Source organism: Delftia acidovorans SPH-1 (assembly GCF_000018665.1).
GTDB classification, from domain to species: Bacteria; Pseudomonadota; Gammaproteobacteria; order Burkholderiales; family Burkholderiaceae_C; genus Comamonas; species Comamonas acidovorans.
The window spans coordinates 667,368-685,440 of record NC_010002.1 but is presented as its reverse complement, the minus strand read 5'-3'; the positions used below and the strand labels follow the sequence as shown (position 1 = coordinate 685,440).

The window sequence follows — 18,073 nt, the reverse complement described above, 5'->3', positions numbered from 1 at the left end:
ACCGCCGCTCCGCATGGCTCCTATTTATTTATTCCACTGGGAAACCTGCTGGTTCATGTAGGCACTGAGCGCCGAGTAGCCGCTCATCTTCTTGTCCAGGGACGCGTACTGCTCACGCAGGCGCTTTTCCAGCGAATCGGCCTGGTCATTGATCCGGTCCTGGGACTTGCCGTTGCTCTTCTTGAGCTCCTGCAGGCTCTTGCTCTTGGTGTCGAAGGTGCCATCGAATTCCAGCGCCTTGCGCGTGAAATCCTTCATGCGCGCGGCCAGGCCTTGCGTATTGGGCTGCCCGTCCGTACCCACCGCGGCAAACATCTTGCTCATGGACTCGGGGTCCTTCAGCGCTGCGTCCAGCTTGGTCTTGTCGCTGGCCGTCGTACCGTAGGCCAGCTTGCCGCCCTTCTGGATCTGGATGCCCATGTCCGACAGGCGCTTGAGCGTGTCCGCTCCGCCATCGACCGTACCCGAGACCACGCTGCGCAGGCTGTTGGTCATGCCCACCGTGGTGGAGTCGCCCTGCAGCAGACCCGCCACCTTGCTTTCGGCGTCGTATTTGGTCGAACTGGACAACGCGTCGTTGAGCGCGTTGTAGGCATCCATGAAGGCCTGGATCTTCTTCTTCATGCCGTCGGTATCCGAAGACACCGTCACCGTCACTGGAGTTGCTGGAGCTGTCTCCTGGTTCACGGTGATGTTGAGACCCGGCAGAGTCTGCTTGAATTCGTTGGTGGTCGATTGCACTGTGATGCCATTGACAGTCAGCTCGGCATTCTGGGCGTACTGCGCCACGGAGCCCGAGGTGGCCGCGCCATTGAACGCCAGTGCAGAAAGGCTGGAATCACCACTGGCATCCACAGTGAAGCCCGAATCCGCGCCCGTGCTGCGCGAGCGCAGAACGAGGCGTTCGCCCTGGGCATCCTTGAGCACCGAGGCCACCACGCCCGCGCCCTTGCTGTTGATGGCCTGGACCACGTCCTCCAGCTTGGCGCCTGCTGCGATATCGATATCCAGCGGCGTTCCCGGGTTGCTGAACTGGGTTCCGTTCGCGTTCCAAGCGCCCATGGTGATGGTGAGCTTGCCCGCGCCGAACTGCGTGTCCTTCGGCATGATGCCGGTGGCCACGGATTGGCTGCGCGCCAGCTTGTTCACCGAGATTACCGAAGAACCCGGCAGCGCATTGGCGTCCGTGACCGAAACCGCCACGGCCGAATTGGTCGTGGCAGCATTGGTCAGGCGCCACGTATCGGCATTGGCCAGCGAAGTGGCCGCGTCCTGAAGCGTGGACATCAGGGACTTGATCTGCCCGAACGTGGATATCTTGGAATCCAGGACAGACGCTTTTTGCTGAAGCGGAACCAGTGACTGCCTTTGCAGGGCCACCAGTTTGGCGATCATCGTCTCGTCCAGGCCGCTGCCGCTGATGCCAGCTGAACTCAAGGTGGCCATGACCATCCCTTTCTAAGTGCAGAACACCTCCGCGCCATAGCGCAGAGCGCGTCCTTGCGAACACGCACACCAAATGCCCGAGAGCATTCCCCGGTATCTTATCGACCGGTTTTTCCGGAACCTGAGGCTTTTCTTGGCCACGCCCCGCGCAGCCAGGCTCAAAAGCCCCGCGGGTTCCCTCTTACTGGATCAGCTTGAGCACCGACTGGGGCAGCTGGTTGGCCTGGGCCACCATGGCTGTGCCGGCCTGCTGCAGGATCTGCGTGCGGCTCAGGTTCGCGGTTTCGGCGGCAAAGTCGGCATCCATGATGCGCGAGCGTGCGGATGCGGTGTTCTCTGCAGCCACCTGCAGATTGGAGATCACGGCCTCGAAGCGATTCTGTGCGGCACCGAAGGTGGCGCGCGTGTTGTTGACCAGGTCCAGCGCCGTGTCAATGGCTTCCATGGACAGGCGTGCATCAGGCGCCGAGCTGCCTGCGCCGAGCAGCGAACCCAGGGCGCCACCCAGGGTAGGAGGCGTTCCGGCCGTGATGGCCAGGCCACCAGGAGATGCGCCGGTCAGGTTGACCGCCGTGATGGTGATCTGGTTGTCGGCGCCAGTGTTCGCGCCCACCTGGAACACGGTGGGATTGTCGTTGTCCAGCAGCTGGCGGCCGTTGAAGCTCGTGCTGCCGACAATACGGGCGATTTCCTGTGCCAGTTGCTGGAACTCCTTGTCCAGCGAACCACGGTCCGTCGTGCCGTTGGTGTCGTTGGCGGCCTGCACGGCCAGCTCACGCATGCGCTGCAGGTTGTCGCTGAGCTTGCCCAGCGCGCCTTCGGCCGTCTGCGCCATGGAAATGCCGTCATTGGCATTGCGCATGGCCACATTCATGCCGCGTACCTGAGCGTTCATGCGCTCGGCAATGGCCAGACCCGCCGCGTCGTCCTTTGCACTGTTGACACGCAGACCCGAGGACAGGCGCTGCATGGTCGTGCTCAGCGACGACTGGGATGTGCTGAGATTGCGCTGGGCGTTAAGCGAAACAAGATTGGTGTTGATGATGGATGCCATGGGGCAGCTCCTCGTTAGGCATGAACAATGGCCAACCGTTCGACGACCCCAAGCCGCCAGAACGCCAGAAAGCACGCCAGGACTTCCAGCTCTGCCTATCTGATGCCAACGATTGTGCGGAAAAGCCCCTGCGCCAAAGCGCCGATAAAGCCCATGATCCGGCGCCAATTCACCCTTCGAACACCCTCTTCGCCCACTCTTTCGGCCATAAAAAAACCCCAGGCAGATGCCTGGGGCCTGGAGAATTCCGGCCGCCTCCTGCTTGGGAAGGCAGCCGGACTCGTACTGCGATCAGCGCAGCAGGGCCAGGACGCCCTGGGGCAGCTGGTTGGCCTGGGCCACCATCGCCGTGCCGGCTTGCTGCAGGATCTGCGAGCGGCTCAGGTTGGCGGTTTCCGACGCGAAGTCGGCATCCATGATGCGGCTACGGGCCGAAGCGGTGTTCTCGGAAGCCACTTGCAGGTTCGAGACCACGGCCTCGAAGCGGTTCTGCGTGGCACCCAGCACGGCGCGCTCGGAGTTGACCGTGTCCAGAGCCGTGTCCAGGTTGGAGATCACGGTGGCCAGGGCGGTAGCGTCCAGAGCCGTGGTGGCATCGGAACCGATAGAGGCGCTGGTGATGCCGGTGATGTCGGCGTTCGTGCCCAGGTCGCTCGTGGTAACGGTGATCGAGTCGTTGGCCGAGGTGTTGGCGCCGACCTGGAAGTTGATGGCGCCGGAGTCGGTGCTCAGGATCTTCTTGCCGTTGAAATCAGCGCCCTTGATCACGCGGTCGATTTCCTTGCCCAGCTCGACGAATTCCTTGTTCAGCGAAACCTGGTCCTTGGCGCCGTTGGTGCCGTTACGGGCCTGCACAGCCAGTTCACGCATACGCTGCAGAGCGTCGGTCACCTTGGACAGGGCGCCTTCAGCGGTCTGCGCCATCGACACGCCGTCGTTGGCGTTGCGCACTGCCACGTTCATGCCGCGAACCTGGGCGTTCATGCGTTCTGCGATGGCCAGGCCAGCGGCGTCATCCTTGGCGCTGTTGACGCGCAGGCCGGACGACAGGCGCTGCATGGTGGTGGACAACGAGCTTTGCGAAGTCGACAGGTTGCGCTGAGCGTTCAGCGATTGCACGTTGGTGTTGATAGACATGGCCATGGTGACAACTCCTAGTAAAGTCAGTTACGTCGCCGCCACGGTGCCCTCGCTTATCGCAAGGCGGGCGGCGGCGGCCCAATCCGACCATCGGCCGCTTTCACATCGAATTACGCGGCTTTTGGTGGGCTCAGGACTTTTTGTCCCTCTGCTGAGTTGGTTTTCGGAGCTGCCCCGGCGAACTTTAGGGGGACTTCACAAGATTTTTTGCACCGCGCGGCATGGCCATCCGCGCGGTGCATGGTTCGCTGTTACAAAACGGGCGCCACGGGAGCGGCCAGACCCAGATCCTCATAGGAGACACGCAGATCCACAGGCTCCTGTCCCTGGCACCAGCGGGCCCAGGCCTGGCGCATTCCCATCGCCACCGAGCGCGCCACGATGTCCGCCTGTTGCGGCTCCTGGTCCTGCAGGCGTTCGCGCAGCCCCTGGCGTATCTGCTGCAGCTGCGGCAAATGTGCCTGCCAGAACGCAGCCTGGTCCAGCAGCTGCGCCAGGTCCCGTGCTGCAAAGCCCTGGTCCAGGCCCACACGAGCCATCACTTCGGCCGACTGCCGCCCCGCCAGCAGTTCCCCCATCAGCGTCAGCGTGGGCACGCCCATCCACAGGGCGTGGTTGGTGACCACTCCGCCCGTAAAAGGCAAGGTATCCAGGCAGATGTCTATGTCATGGTGGGCCCGCAGATAGTGCTCGAATCCCATCTGCTCCACAAAATCGACGCGCTGCGCGGCCACGCCCTCCTCGGCCAGCCATTCGCGCAGGTGCTGCGGAGGACCGGAACGGGGGCAGGCCGCGATCTTCAGCCGCGCCGTGGGCAGCGTGCGCAGCACCTCACCCCAGACAGAAACCACCTTGCGGTTGATCTTGGACAAACGGTTGAAGGAGCCAAACGTCAAATGCCCGTTGCGCAGCGCCGGCAGTGGCGCCACGGCCTCCTGGTGGATGCCTCCGTCGAAGACGTAGGCCAGCGGAACTCGCATCAGCCGCTCCGTCAGCTGGGTCTTGAGCAGTTCATCTTCCAGGATCAGGTCGCTGAGCACGATGTAGTCCATGCTCTCCAGGCCCGTGCTGCCGGGGTTGCCTATCCAGGTCATCTGCAGCGGTGCGGGCTTGGCGGCAAACAGATCCAGCCGGTGCCCGCGCGTATGGCCGCTCAGATCGATCAGGATATCGATGCCGTCAGCCCGCACCAGGTTCGACAGCGACTGCGCATTCATATCCCGGATACCGCGCCACAGCTGGAACAGGCCCTGGAACTCCTTGGTGACTTCGTCGTGGATCTCGTTGTTGCAATAGGCAACGCACACCAGATCGCTGTGCCGGGACAGCTCGCGCATCACCGGCAGGAAGAACTTGGCGGCCGCATGGGCGCGAAGATCGCCGGACACAAAGCCCAGGCGCAATGTCTTGCCGGGGTCGCGGGCATTGTCATGCCCGGTCCCTTGCTTCCCCGCGGAGTGGCGCCGCATGAGCGCGCCATATTCGCGGTTGGCCCGGCCCACCGAGGCTGCACTGGCCTCAGGCGAATGGATCATGGCGAACAGGCGAGCGCTGTAGGCGGGCTCGTAGTCCGGGTGCAGCTTCACCAGTTCATCCAGCTGTTGCATGTGGCGCTGGGCATCGCCGCAGCGGTCCCAGTAGGCGGCACGCTGGAACATCAGTTCCCGGTCACCGGGCAAGCGCTCCAGCGCTTCATTCAAGGCCCGGTCGAGCCGGGGCAGATCACCTGTCTCCAGCAGGACCTGGCAACGAAGCATGTGCGCGCGGGCATTGTCGGGCTCGATGCGCAGCGCCTCTTCGAGCAGTTCCAGCGCCTGCTCCCATTTTTTCTGGGCAAACAGCGCGAAGGCCGTCTCGCAGTGGAGCACGGCATTGTCGGGGCGCAATTGCAGCGCCTTGCGCAAGCAGGTTTCGGCCTCTCCCAGCCGCCCCCCGGAGCACAGCAGCATTGCGAGATGCAGCAGCAGCTCCAGACTTTCAGGCTCGATCTGCAGCGCCATCCGATACGCGGTTTCAGCCTGCAAGACCCAGCCAGCCTCGCCCAGCACATGGGCGCTGGCCAGGCACAGTCGCAGATCCTCTGGCCGCTGCTGCATGAGCAGCACCAGGAACTGTGCGCACTCCTGCAGCCGTCCGGTCTTCTGCAGCGCAGCGGTCAGCCGCGACAGCGTGTCCACATCCTCGGGATCGAGCAGCAGCGCGCTCACGTAGCAAGGCAGGCTGTCATCGGTACGGTCCTGGGCACAAAGCGCATCGCCCAGATGCGAGAAAGCCCGGGTCCAATGCGGCCGCAGCGCCAAAGCCGCGCGCATCGCACGCTCGGCCTCGGCCGCGTGGCCTGCCTGCAGGCAGATACCACCCAGGTTGAACTGCACCTCGGCATCGCGCGGCAGCAGAACGGCTGCCTGGCGCGCTGCCTGCAGGGCCGCCTCGATGCGGCCGTTCGCATGATCGGCTGCCGCCTTGAGCTTCCAGACCAAGCCGCTCCTGGGATACTGGCGAACCAGCGACCCCGCCAGCTGACTGACCTCGGCATGCTCGCGCTGGGCGAACAGCTGCATCAGCAGCCGCAGCTGCGCCTCGGGCACCCGGCCCCGGCCATCGCCGGCAGCAGGCGCCATCTCCGGCTCAGCAGGCCCCAGCGGCCAACGCGCGGCCTGCTCCTCCAGAAGCGCTGCGGCCTGGGCGCCCTGCACCAGAGCCACATCCTTTTCCAGCTGCTCCAGCGCAATCTCCTGCATGCCGTTGGCCCGTGCCACGTCGATCAGCGAGATGGCCATGTCCAACAGCCCCTCACGGATCAGCATGTGGATGTACAGGCGCCAGTAGCCAAAATCCGCAGGCCGCACGCCGATGGCCGCCTCCAGATAGGGCAGCGCCTCTGCGCTGCGCAGCTGGTGCAGACCCAGCAACTGGGCCATGCCGTGCAGGGCTTCGGCATGGGCAGGCTCCTGCTCCAGCACCTTTTCATAGGCTTGGCGAGCCTGCTCGAACTGCCACTGGTCATGCAACTGGCGGGCCTGCTGCAAATGCTCGTTCGTATTCATCTTGGTCATCAAGGTTGCGGGCAAGCGCCCCACCACAGGCCCGGCCCCAAGCCGACACCCGCACAAATACCGCCATCGTGCAGGCAAGCCGGCAAACACGGCCCCTGGATAAGCGGGCGCAAACCGCATTTCTTCCACTTTTACCAGGCGGCCCGGCTACTGCCTGCTACAAAACAGGAAGCGCCAAGGAGCCATATGCCATCATCCCCGGGGTCCGCCAAGACAGCATCGCCCCGCACAGCATCGGAACAGGACTCGCTTTCGCCTACAGTTTCACCCTTCCGGCGCAGAGGCGCTCTGCGAAAATTCATCGAAGCGTCTGCCCTCATAGACAGGCGCGTAGCCCTTTTTCAGGAACCCATCCCATGCCCTCCATTGACCAATTCATCGAAAGCTTTCTGACCGCCGTGGACTTCCAGGAGGCCGTCGAAGTGACCCCCGAAACCGAGCTCAGGAGCCTGCCCGAGTGGGACTCCCTGGCTGCGCTGGGCGTGATCGTCATGTTCGATGTCGACTACGGCAAGACCATCACCGGTGACGACCTCAAGAACTGCTCGACGATCACCGACCTCTACAAGCTGCTGGGATAAACACCATGGCGCTGTCCACTCTGCACAACGTCCGCTTTGCGGGCATGGCCAGTTGCGTTCCTAAGCGGTTGGTCTCCAATCTGGAGGACTGTCCACCGTCGCAACGCTCGGAGCGAGAAAGGCTGGTACGCAACATCGGTATCCAGACCCGGCGCCTGTGCTCTGAATGGCAATGCTTTTCCGACCTGGCCTTGGCTGCCGCCGAAAAACTGCTCGAAGATCTGCAGTGGCAGCGCGAAGAGATTGATGCACTGATCGTCGTCACCCAGTCGCCGGACTACTTAATTCCGGCTACCGCCATCATCATGCAGGACCGTCTGGGCCTGCCTCATACGACCATCGCCTTCGACGTCAACCTGGGTTGTTCAGGCTATCCATTCGGTCTGCATCTGCTGAGCAGCATGATCTCGGCTGGAGGCATCAAAAAGGGCTTGGTGCTGGTTGGAGACAAGTCCGGCAGTGTCAAGGACCCTCTGTTCTCTGACGCAGGTACTGCTACCGCCCTGGAGTTCTCGCCCGGCGCAGCACCCATGCACTTCGACCTCAATAGTGACGGAAGCGGTTACCGCGCCATCATGCTGCCGGCAGGCGGGCATCGTGAGCCCTTTGGCGTGGAGCACCTCATGGCGACACGCGATCAGCATGGCGTGCTGCGCTCCCCCATGGATCTGATCCTCGACGGCCCCGCCGTATTGAGCTTCTCCACCCAGCGCATCCCGCCATCGGTCGAAAAGCTGTTGGAGCACACTGGGACATCCAAGGACAGCATCGACCATTTCATCTTTCACCAGGCCAATCGGATGATCAACGAGACCATCCGCAAGAAGCTGGGGCTGCCTGCAGAAAAGGTGCCTTCCACTTTGCACGATTTCGGCAACACAAGCGGCGCCTCGCTGCCGGTCACCGTGACTGCCCGCCTGCACGAACAGCTGGACGGAGCCCGGGCCAGACTGCTGCTGTGCGGCTTTGGCATTGGTCTTTCCTGGGGAACGGCCATCGTGGACATAGAAAGCGCCCGCTTTCCAGCAATGGTCGAGCAATGAGCACCCCCGATCCCTTCTCGCTGGCGGGCAAGCGAATTCTCGTCACCGGCGCTTCTTCCGGCATAGGCAGGCAGATTGCCATTTCCTGCGCCGAGCAAGGCGCTGAACTGGTCATCACCGGCCGGAACCCTGACCGGTTGGCCTCCACCTACGAGGCACTGCGGGGCGATGGACATCAATCCATCGTTGCCGACCTTTCCAATGCGGCAGATTTGGACAGTCTTGTCACGGCGGCAGGCGTGCTCCATGGCGTAGTGCACGCGGCAGGAATTTCCAAGCTCGTGCCGTTTCGCATGGTCAATGAGACGCACCTGGACGAAATTTTTGCCAGCAATACTTTCGCACCGATTCTGCTGACCAAAGGGTTGCTAGCCAAAAAGCGCATTTCCCCTCAGGGCTCCATCGTCTTCGTTACATCGGTCGCGTCGCACATCGGCCCCATGGCCAGCGCTGCCTACGCGGCAAGCAAGGCCGCATTGCTGGGAGCCGTCCGCACTCTGGGTCAGGAAGTGGCCAAGCAAGGTATACGAGCCAACTGCATTGCACCCGGCTATGTCCGCACGCCCTTGCTCGATGGCTTGAGTCAGGGCGGCGCCAACATGGGCAGCCTGCTTGAGCTGGCACCTCTCGGACTGGGCGAGCCAGAAGATGTCGCCTATGCGGCGGTGTTCTACCTCTCGGACGCAAGCCGCTGGTTGACGCGCAACTATTTCATCGTTGACGGTGGTCTGACCATTCCCATGGACATTTACGCATGAATGCCCCAGTGCACGATCCGTTCACTCTCAAAGGCAAGACGATTCTTGTCACTGGTGCGTCTTCCGGCCTTGGACGGCAGACTGCAATCACTTGTGCCCAGCGCGGAGCTCGCCTGATCATCACGGGACGCGACGCAAACAGACTCGAAGAGACTTACGCCCGGTTGAAGAAGGGGGCCGACCATGTACAGATGTCGGCAGATCTGACCTCTCAGGCAGACCGCGAGCGCCTGGTGACAATTGCTTCATCAGTCAATGGTTTGGTGCATTGCGCGGGACAGCAAAAGCATTGCCCAATCCGGCAGCTCAGTGAGCAAGCGATGACAGACATGTATGCCATCAACTTTCTCGCGCCTGTCATGTTGACCCAGCGCCTGCTCCAGACAGGAGCGCTCGAACCGAACGGGCCCATCATTTTTCTGCTCTCCACGGCCGCACACATCGGCACTCGCGGCGTAGGTCCCTACTCGGCAATGAAGGCAGGCCTGACGGGCATTATTCGCTGTCTGGCACTGGAGCAGGCCAAGCGCAAGATCAGGGTCAACGGCATATCCCCTTCGGCCGTGGCAACGCCGATGTGGGGAACCGACCAGCTTGAAGCCCAGAAAACCCGACACCCTCTAGGCCTCGGCACCCCGGAGGACGTCGCCAATGCGGCGGTGTACCTGCTTTCTGACGCAAGCCGCTGGGTTACTGGAACCAGTCTGGTCATGGATGGCGGAGCGATTCTTTGATGCACAAGATACTGATCATTGGTGCGGGGGGATGGGGACGCGAAGTCCTTGCACAAATGCAGGATGACCCCGCCAATGGCAAAGACTGGACAATCAAAGGTTTTCTAGACAGCCGCCCGGGAGTGCTGGGTGATACCGGATGTGACACCCCCATTCTTGGCAGCCCGCTGGACTATGAGCCAGCCTCAGAAGACGCCTTTGTATGCGCGATAGGCGCTCCTGCCGCAAGGCACGATTATTCCCAGCCCCTGCTCGCACGAGGCACGGAGTTCATTCCCTTGCTTACGGGGGCCTTCCTTAACCCCAGGATTCGCATCGGAAAGGGCTGCATCCTCTGCAGCCGAGTTCAGATCAGTCCCGATGTATGGATTGGCGATTTCGCAAACATTCACACCATGACCGTCGTCGGGCATGATGCCTATATCGGCGACTACGCCCAAATTGGTGCCATGGTGTTTATCGGTGGTGGGGCACGAATTGGCGCTCAGGTTGTGGTCCATCCTCACGCGACCATCTTGCCCGGACTCCAGATTGGCGAAGGTGCCACAGTAGGTGCTGGAGCGGTAGTTATCAAGGATGTTCCTGCTGGGGCGACAGTGTTTGGCAACCCAGCCAGGGTCATTTTCCATCCCACATTCAAAGATCAATGAACTGATGCGCTCTCGGATGCACCCCAGGTACTACCTGTCCACTGAAATCTTCGAGCAAGAGCGGCTGAAAATCTTCCGTAAGGTATGGTTGTTCGCAGGCTTAAAGACCTTGCTCCCAAAGAATAACTCCTTTATCACCCGCAAGATCGCAGGCATTCCTATAGTTATTCAGAATTTTCATGGTGAGCTCCGCGCATTCGAGAATGTGTGCCTGCATCGCAGTGCACTACTGCAAACAGAACCTGTGGGCTGCCGCCCACTCGTCTGTGCTTATCATGCGTGGAGATATGATGCTCAGGGTCGAGTTGCGAATATCCCAGATTGCGATCAGCTTTACCAATTTGGAAAATGTGAACTCAAAAACCTGAAGTTACGGGAGTTTTCCCTGAGGGCTGTGGGCAATATTCTCTTCATCAATCTAGACGCCGATCCCCTGCCCCTTGAAGAGCAATTTTCCTCTGCATTTTTGCATCTCTTGGCGAACAGCTCCGATGCCTATGATACTGAAGTCATGGTCACCACATGGGAAGGAAGGTACAACTGGAAACTGGCCTATGAGAACCTACGAGATGCCAACCATCCTCGCTTCGTTCATCCAAAGACTTTAGCCAAGACCGTTAACTTTTCCCCTGCCGTCGATAAAAATCAGGCAGAGGAATCGTTGTCGGAGTTGGTGAATACATCCTCTTATTCTCTAAGAAATGAAATGCAGCGCTTCAGCTACGGAGGCGCAGATGCCCCCATCCCTGACCTAAAGCATTTCGGCTGGCATGATATGGTGGAACGCTGGAGATATCAGGATGTTTATTACAACTGGCTGGCGTATCCAAATCTGCACATCGCCAGCGCTAACGGTGGTTACTCATTCACTCTAGAACATCATATCCCCATCGCACCAGACCGAACTCAATTGGAAATCTATTGGTTCACCTCGCGTAAAAAGCAATCCTACGCGTCTTCCAGCCAAATTCTCCTAGCTCAAATGCACGGGAGCAAGGCTATAGTTGGTGAAGATATTGAAATAATGGAGCAAGTCCAATCGGCGCTGCATATTGATGCACCTCTACCAACACAGGGAGCTTATGAATCCATGAATAGATTGGTTGAGCGCTGGTATACAACCTTGATGAATACACAGCATTCTCTATAAAATAACCCGAGAGTAAAGCCTAAATACTTTTAAATATGCAAAAGAAAGATTACTCGCTTAAAAGTGGTGAAAGATACTCCACATTAGATCTCAACCTTATAGGAGGAGATCATCTGTTGCGTTACAAATATGCCGCCAATCGTGCAAAAGAAATTTACGCCTCACCCTATGGGGCAGATATATTCTGCGGATCTGGCTATGGCGCGGAAATTCTTGCAGAAACTACGCAAGGGAACATATTGGCCATTGATGGGTCATTAGAAGCAATTGAAAATGCCAGCAACAAAATTCTTTCGCCAAACATAATTTGGGCAGCCAAACTATTCCCCTTTAATCTACCAAAAAACACGTTCGACTTCATTACAAGCATGGAGTCTCTCGAGCACGTTAAAGATTTTGAAGCTTTTTTTTGGGTTCTCAGTCAGTCCTTAAAGATCGGGGGAACACTATTCATATCATCACCGCATGAAAAAATAATGCCATACAACGGATATATATGGCACTACAAACATTTTCTACCAGAAGAAATAAGAGATTTAGCCAAGAGTAATAATTTGATTGAAATAAACTCTTTCTCCACCAATAGTAGCATTCTGAAGGATGGAAAGTCCTGCCTGTTTTATCCTTTTCAAATCAGCAACGATCAGCCCGTAGAGCTCAATAAGGGTGACACCCTGTTTTTCGAATTCAGAAAGAATTAAATATGCAAATTTACGCCGCCGGATGGGCCTTACAAACCCCGATCCTCAATCATTTCAAACGATTCCTAAAAATAAATTCCCATCATCTGAAGTTAAGTGGCATCGTTTATCCCAAAAAAATACCCAGCAATATTGAAGGCATTCCCGTTTTCGATTTCAATGAGGTTCTTGAAAGAATTGACCCCTCTACCATATTCATAGAATGCTATTTACCATCCAACCAAGAATTATCTAAAGATTTTTCCAACTTCTTCCAGAAAAATAATATTAATTCTCAAAAAATATCTGAATTTCTGCGCACCATCATAGAGAAAGATAGTCAAGAGCTAATTAGCACTCCATTCAAACACATATCTGCAACCGACATAAGATCATTGCACAAATTCACCCCTCCATCTTTTATCTCCGGAAACTTTCTGGATCCCGAATCCTATACCACGGCAAATACTTTGCATTCTATTTTTCACAATTCAAAATGGGATGCTTTGATGGAATTCGACAATGACAACAGCTTAGGTCAATTTCTGATCAATTCTTTATCCTTTGTGCAGAAAACAAGATTTCCAAAGAATTATCAGATAATAAATTCGCCCATCCTATTTTTAGACTCTCTAATAAAAATTCGCCAATTGAATGATAGTGAATCCTTCAACATCATAATTAATTCCACCGTAGCAGATCAATTGGGAAATTCGCTGGAATTCTATAAAAACATATTCCAAAACCATCTTACAATTGCAAACCAACCTGCCGAAAACTCAGAAAGCACTGCATATTTAAGCAATTCCACATCATTCATGTATCAGAGAATCAAAAGTAACCTCCAAACATCCACAGCTGTAATGTTGATGCAACGATCCATTATTGACTATCACAATCTAGCCCAAGCTCTAGAGGGACAGAATTTCAGGATATCTCTGCGTCAGGTAGACACTCAGCCAGAGCATTTGATTTCTACGTTATTCTCCTAAGCTGCGATTATCATGAAATACAAATGGATTATTGGAGCCGGAATATACTTGGAGATAGCATTTAATGCCTGGAAGCAGGCTTACCCTGAGATTATCATCGAGAAAATAGAAGTCCCACAAGCGCAAGACTACTCCTTCGAACTTGGTTCGCTAGATAACTTGGATCCGAGAGAAGGCACGGCGTTCGTTGCTTTTGACGAGCGCTTTGGAAATTTCAAACGAGTTGAGCTAATGCAATCCGCATTGGACCGAGGCTTCAAGCTCGAATCATTCATCAGCCCTAGATCCATGCTTTCAAGCAATATTCGAATAGGACCAAACACATTTATTGGAGATGGTGTAGTAATCGGGCATGGCAGTCGAATTGACTACAACAGTGTGCTACTGTCCGGAACACAGATAGGCAGCAGCGTACACATTCGATCTTCTTGCTGGCTTGAATCAGGGACGATCGTTGGAAATAGTGCTCAAATTGGAGCTCACAGCATCTTACGCAGCGGCGCCATAATAGCTGGAAATGTAAATATAGGTCGCGGATGTGAATTAGGATGGCCACAGCGCTATGACAAGGATATTGATGCAAGAACATTCTTTGATCCTCGCTATGATTCCCCCATCTACGTCTATGGATAGGACAGCGCCTTCGTCTTGTCCCCTGTCAATTAAGTGCTCAAGAATTAACTGGCCCATCGCCACATTTCTTCTCACTTTTCACGGGCACCGAAGGGCGAGACATCGAAATCTCCATTGCCTCTAGCACCCGCTGCCGCTGGCAAGACGACATACCCACAAAAAATGGCAAACCCAGTAACGTACGAGATAGCGCCTGCGCACAAGGAGTATCAAGCACAATACAGCGACGCTGCAGTATTGGCATATTCTCCAAGAGCGGCAGGTACCAGCGTCGCGTCATAATTCGAGCCTGCTGACACACCTGTTCCAGACGATCACGCGCGCCTTCATCGGGCAGGCGCAAGCACATCAGCGTAGGAGCTATCGTCGAATGGTCACAACCCTGATATTGCCAGACAATTTTCTGACCACTAGCTGCATTCAGTTTATGCCGTAGCTCTGCATACAAATACCGACGTTCGCTAGCATGAAGTTCCCAATGGGTTAACATCTCCAGAGCAATCGCTGCATGATACTCGCTCATCTTGGCATTGGTTCCAGCATACGCCAGCGTCCCGACAGCCAATCCGAGTTTTGGATCAAGGTTTATACCGAAATTGGAAAGCTGACGCACTTTGCGAGCCAATCCTATCCGGGAAGAAACTACCAGCCCTCCTTCGCCTGCGGGTAAGCTCTTAGTGGCATGCATGCTAAAAACCAGGGTTCCCTGTGCTCCATTCAGCCATTGACTGCCAAAAGCAGCTGCTGCATCAACAATCACAGGCAAGCCCGTGATTTTCTCGAAATTTCCCCAAGCCTGCATATCATGCGGCGTGCCAAAGGTAGCCACAGTAAGCACCGCATCTATTCGCATATATTCACATGCGGTGCGTGCAATTTCCGGAGTCAATATCCAGCTATGTGGATCCACATCTGCCAGCACAGGGATAAAACCTGCTCGCAATACTGCCGTAACACTGGCCACGAACGTAAAAGAAGGCACAAGCACATGAGCACCAGCAGGCAAGTCCAAGGCCTGTAACACCAATTCCAGACCTTGTGTAGCATTCGCCACAGTAGTCACTTGCTCAACAGGCAATCCGAATCTTATCGAAAAATCTGCTTCTAATTCACGCACTAGCGGCCCAAAATTAGAGTAATGCTTCGCCTCTTGTATGCGCTCCAACCAAGGCAGCATGGCCTGCGGAGAAGGCATATCAGGCACTAGCAATGGGACCCATTCCGAATCAGTCAGATTTTTCATACTTCAGAGTCCATCTTCTTCAGCAACTGCTCGAGATCTTTCCCTGCATCCAAAATCTGGCAGTCTTCTCGCAGCCAATTAATCCACATTAGTCGATATGATTTATCAAGTTCCGCTGTACGCTCTGGATAGTTCATCAAGAAGCTGGATTCAAGGCGTGCACGAGCTTCCCGGCGCTGCGATGCCAAAGTATCCGGACTCTTCATAAGGTGCAGCACGATCTGCACATAGTCATCTATATTCTTTGCGATACCACCATCAAAACCCAAGCCGCGCAAGGTTCTTGACGTAGAAGCATCCACGCCTCGTACTGCATCCATAGTTACGATCTGCAACCCCATCCATAAAGCATGTAAAGTTGTTGTGCCACCAGAAATTGGCAGAGTATCAAGTGCAATATCGGCTATATGACCGAGCTCCATAAAGCTATCCAGCGGCTGCTGATGTAGCACTGAAACACGGTCCATCGGCATTCCGGCTTTTTCAACACGCGGTTGCATGTGAGCTTGCGCTGAATCAGGGTCATGCTCCTTGACCATGATGATCAGCCGAGCATCTTGGCGTGCATGCAGTATTCGCGACCAAACCGTAAGCATTTCATCAGTGAGCTTGGCCGAATTGTTCAACGAGATAAGCGTTGGATAGCCGTTGCGCAGCATCGGTGGCTCTTCGCATAACGGGGAGTACTCTGGAGGCGAGTAGCTAGCCATACAGTGCATCTGAAAAAGTTTTTCAGAATAATATGGAGCATGCGCCGGCGGGGCTATGGACGGATCCACCAACCGGTAATCCATGGCCTTCATCCCCAGCGTATGCATATAGCCCAACCAGGTCACCTGCACGGGTGCGGCGCGGCGGGCGAAGACTTCCAGGCGGTGGCCCAGGGTGAAGCCGGACAGGTCCACCAGCACATCGATGCCGTCGGTGCGGATCTGTTCGTAGAGCTGGTCGTCGGTCTGCTCGACCGCATCGTGCCAGTGCGGCACCAGGGCACGCAGCTTCTCGGTCATCTTGTCGGGGCGGCCGCTGGAGTAGACGTGGATCTCGACGTTGTCCGGGTTGTGGTGTTCCAGCACGGGCCGCATGAAGAAGGCCACCGAGTGCTGGCGGAAGTCGGCCGTGACATAGCCGACCTTGAGCTTTTTGCGCGGGTTGCGATCGCGCGGCGGAAAGGGCTTGGCGTTGCGGGTCAGCGGGTCGGCGAAGCGCCGGCCCCAGTCACGCGCCACTTCCAGCGACTTGAGCGGATCGCTGCTGGTGTGCGAGTGGATGTAGGCCCGCGTCATCCAGTGCGTGTTCTCGTTCTTGGCATGGCGGCAGGCGTCGTCGATCAGGTCGCAGGCCTCCTGCCTGCGCCCCGTGCTGAACAGGGCCAGCGCCAGCAGGCGCTGGGCGTTGGGCATGCGAGGCTCTATCTCCAAGGCCATCTGCAACGCTTCCATGGCCTGCGGCCAGATGCTCATGCGCACGTAGACAAAGCCGATGTGCAGCCAGACCTTGGAGTTGCGCGGGTCCCGGGCCACCAGTTGCGCCAGATCCGACAGTGCCTCCAGGAACTGCGCGCGATCGACCATGGCGCGGATGCGGGTCAGCTCGCTGTCGATGCTGGGCGGCTGCGCAGCGGCAGCAAAGGCGTTGGCAAGAGGTGAAGATGGCATGGCGATGCAGCAGAGGAAGTATCAGGCCGGCCCACGGTCGGCCCGCGGTCCGCACGCTTGTGCGCGCGGTGACACAAAGAATAAAACTGTGCCGACTATCCTCGCATGCGCGCCGCGCGATCCGCTATTAAGCGCCCGCCTTGCAAGACTCAAACAGGCACCGATTTGCCGGCCTTTTTGGGCTTTTGGCGCGCAGCGGCGCGTTTACACCTGCATCTCAGGGCTCTCAAGTATTGATGCCTGCGGTCGATAGCTTGACAAGCCATGGGTTCGTCGATGGCCGCCACCCCGCCACGGCCCAGTGTCAAAACAAGCGCGCATTTCCAAGCCAGTTCCGACTTTTCCATCGGGACACCTCTGACAGAATCCACTCCCATGCTTGTCATCATCGGATACATCGTCGCCTTCGGTTGCATCTTCGGCACCTATGTGCTGCACGGGGGCAACGTCCAGGTCATTCTCAAGGCCCTGCCCTTCGAGATGGTGACCATCGGCGGCGGCGCCATCGGCGCCTTCATCGTGTGCAACCAGCCCAAGGTGCTCAAGGCCACGGCCAAGGCCATCCCTGGCGTGATGAAGAGTTCGCGCTACACCAAGGCCCGCTTCATGGAGCTGATGGCGCTGCTGTACGAGATTCTGCAAAAGGCCCGCAAGGAGGGCCTGATGTCCATCGAAAGCGATGTGGAGGCACCCAACGAGTCGCCCATCTTCACCAAGTACCCCGAGCTGCTGGCCGACCACCATGTGGTGGAGTTCCTGACCGACTACCTGCGCATGATGGTGTCGGGCAACCTCAACTCCCACGAGATCGAGTCGCTGATGGACAGCGAGATCGAGGCGCATCATGCCGAAGCGCATGCCCCGGTCAATGCGTTGACCCGCCTGGCCGGCGCCCTGCCCGCCTTCGGGATCATTGCCGCCGTGCTCGGTGTGGTGAACACCATGGGCTCGGTGGGCCAGCCGCCTTCCGTGCTGGGCGGCATGATCGCCTCGGCCCTGGTCGGTACCTTCCTGGGCATTTTGCTGGCCTATGCGCTGGTGGAGCCCATGGCCGGCCTGGTGGAGCAACGCGCCCAGGATGCTGCCAAGGAACTGGAGTGCATCAAGACCACCTTGCTGGCCAGCATGCAGGGCTACAACCCCGCCACGGCCATCGAGTTCGGCCGCAAGGTGCTGTTCTCCACCGAACGTCCCGGGTTCCTTGAACTGGAAACCCACGTCAAGGGCAAGAAGTAATCCTGCGTCCAGCAGCGTC

General features: G+C 57.2%; 16 protein-coding genes. 10 read left to right on the top strand and 6 right to left on the bottom strand.

Features of this window, described 5'->3' with window-relative positions; translation table 11 throughout:
• Nucleotides 1–24 precede the first annotated feature (24 nt).
• The 4 genes from fliD to DACI_RS03105 form a co-directional block, all read right to left on the bottom strand.
• Nucleotides 25–1,446 carry a flagellar filament capping protein FliD gene (gene fliD / locus DACI_RS03120; protein ID WP_012202551.1) on the bottom strand — a complete coding sequence of 474 codons (1,422 nt, stop codon included), beginning with the start codon at nucleotides 1,444–1,446 and terminating at the stop codon, nucleotides 25–27.
• A 181-nt stretch (nucleotides 1,447–1,627) separates the two neighbouring features.
• The gene (locus DACI_RS03115) at nucleotides 1,628–2,500 is read right to left on the bottom strand and encodes a flagellin domain-containing protein (RefSeq protein ID WP_012202550.1); all 873 of its coding nucleotides are present in this window, start codon (nucleotides 2,498–2,500) and stop codon (nucleotides 1,628–1,630) included.
• A 291-nt stretch (nucleotides 2,501–2,791) separates the two neighbouring features.
• Nucleotides 2,792–3,643, bottom strand: coding sequence for a flagellin domain-containing protein (locus tag DACI_RS03110; protein ID WP_012202549.1), 852 nt, complete (start codon nucleotides 3,641–3,643; stop codon nucleotides 2,792–2,794).
• Nucleotides 3,644–3,891: 248 nt separating this feature from the next.
• Nucleotides 3,892–6,696, bottom strand: a complete 2,805-nt coding sequence (locus tag DACI_RS03105) for an O-linked N-acetylglucosamine transferase family protein (protein ID WP_043780481.1) — start codon at nucleotides 6,694–6,696, stop codon at nucleotides 3,892–3,894.
• 356 nt (nucleotides 6,697–7,052) lie between these two features.
• Between DACI_RS03105 and DACI_RS03100 the strand changes: the two genes are divergently transcribed.
• The 9 genes from DACI_RS03100 to DACI_RS30905 are packed head-to-tail and all read left to right on the top strand — an operon-like array spanning nucleotide 7,053 to nucleotide 13,917.
• On the top strand, nucleotides 7,053–7,277 hold the full coding sequence (locus DACI_RS03100; RefSeq protein WP_012202547.1) for an acyl carrier protein: 225 nt from the start codon (nucleotides 7,053–7,055) through the stop codon (nucleotides 7,275–7,277).
• A 5-nt stretch (nucleotides 7,278–7,282) separates the two neighbouring features.
• Entirely contained in the window at nucleotides 7,283–8,320 is a 1,038-nt protein-coding gene (locus DACI_RS03095; protein ID WP_012202546.1) for a ketoacyl-ACP synthase III, read from the top strand.
• The gene (locus DACI_RS03090) at nucleotides 8,317–9,078 is read left to right on the top strand and encodes an SDR family NAD(P)-dependent oxidoreductase (protein WP_012202545.1); all 762 of its coding nucleotides are present in this window, start codon (nucleotides 8,317–8,319) and stop codon (nucleotides 9,076–9,078) included. The genes DACI_RS03095 and DACI_RS03090 overlap by 4 nt, the downstream gene beginning before the upstream one ends.
• Complete coding sequence (locus tag DACI_RS03085) at nucleotides 9,075–9,812, top strand: SDR family NAD(P)-dependent oxidoreductase (RefSeq protein WP_012202544.1); 738 nt, start codon at nucleotides 9,075–9,077, stop codon at nucleotides 9,810–9,812. Before DACI_RS03090 ends, DACI_RS03085 begins: the two co-directional genes overlap by 4 nt.
• Nucleotides 9,812–10,462: an acetyltransferase gene (locus DACI_RS03080; RefSeq protein ID WP_012202543.1), complete on the top strand. Its 651-nt coding sequence runs from the start codon at nucleotides 9,812–9,814 to the stop codon at nucleotides 10,460–10,462. Before DACI_RS03085 ends, DACI_RS03080 begins: the two co-directional genes overlap by 1 nt.
• A complete protein-coding gene (locus tag DACI_RS30915; protein ID WP_225971027.1) occupies nucleotides 10,413–11,612 on the top strand; it encodes an aromatic ring-hydroxylating oxygenase subunit alpha in 1,200 nt (399 codons plus the stop codon). The genes DACI_RS03080 and DACI_RS30915 overlap by 50 nt, the downstream gene beginning before the upstream one ends.
• Nucleotides 11,613–11,647: 35 nt before the next feature.
• Nucleotides 11,648–12,313 (top strand): class I SAM-dependent methyltransferase, encoded by a 666-nt coding sequence (locus DACI_RS30910; protein ID WP_012202541.1) that lies wholly within the window; start codon nucleotides 11,648–11,650, stop codon nucleotides 12,311–12,313.
• A gap of 2 nt (nucleotides 12,314–12,315) precedes the next feature.
• Complete coding sequence (locus tag DACI_RS31810; RefSeq protein WP_012202540.1) at nucleotides 12,316–13,284, top strand: hypothetical protein; 969 nt, start codon at nucleotides 12,316–12,318, stop codon at nucleotides 13,282–13,284.
• A 12-nt stretch (nucleotides 13,285–13,296) separates the two neighbouring features.
• Nucleotides 13,297–13,917, top strand: a complete 621-nt coding sequence (locus DACI_RS30905) for an LbetaH domain-containing protein (RefSeq protein ID WP_080518163.1) — start codon at nucleotides 13,297–13,299, stop codon at nucleotides 13,915–13,917.
• Between the two features lie 37 nt (nucleotides 13,918–13,954).
• Here DACI_RS30905 and DACI_RS30900 read toward each other — a convergent pair whose 3' ends face one another.
• Together DACI_RS30900 and DACI_RS03070 are read right to left on the bottom strand one after the other, a co-directional pair.
• Nucleotides 13,955–15,160, bottom strand: coding sequence for a DegT/DnrJ/EryC1/StrS family aminotransferase (locus tag DACI_RS30900; protein ID WP_012202538.1), 1,206 nt, complete (start codon nucleotides 15,158–15,160; stop codon nucleotides 13,955–13,957).
• Nucleotides 15,157–16,818: an O-linked N-acetylglucosamine transferase, SPINDLY family protein gene (locus tag DACI_RS03070; RefSeq protein ID WP_012202537.1), complete on the bottom strand. Its 1,662-nt coding sequence runs from the start codon at nucleotides 16,816–16,818 to the stop codon at nucleotides 15,157–15,159. Before DACI_RS03070 ends, DACI_RS30900 begins: the two co-directional genes overlap by 4 nt.
• 375 nt (nucleotides 16,819–17,193) lie before the next feature.
• Here DACI_RS03070 and motA point away from each other — a divergent pair, with 375 nt between their 5' ends.
• A complete protein-coding gene (gene motA, locus DACI_RS03065) occupies nucleotides 17,194–18,054 on the top strand; it encodes a flagellar motor stator protein MotA (protein WP_012202536.1) in 861 nt (286 codons plus the stop codon).
• Nucleotides 18,055–18,073: the final 19 nt, after the last annotated feature.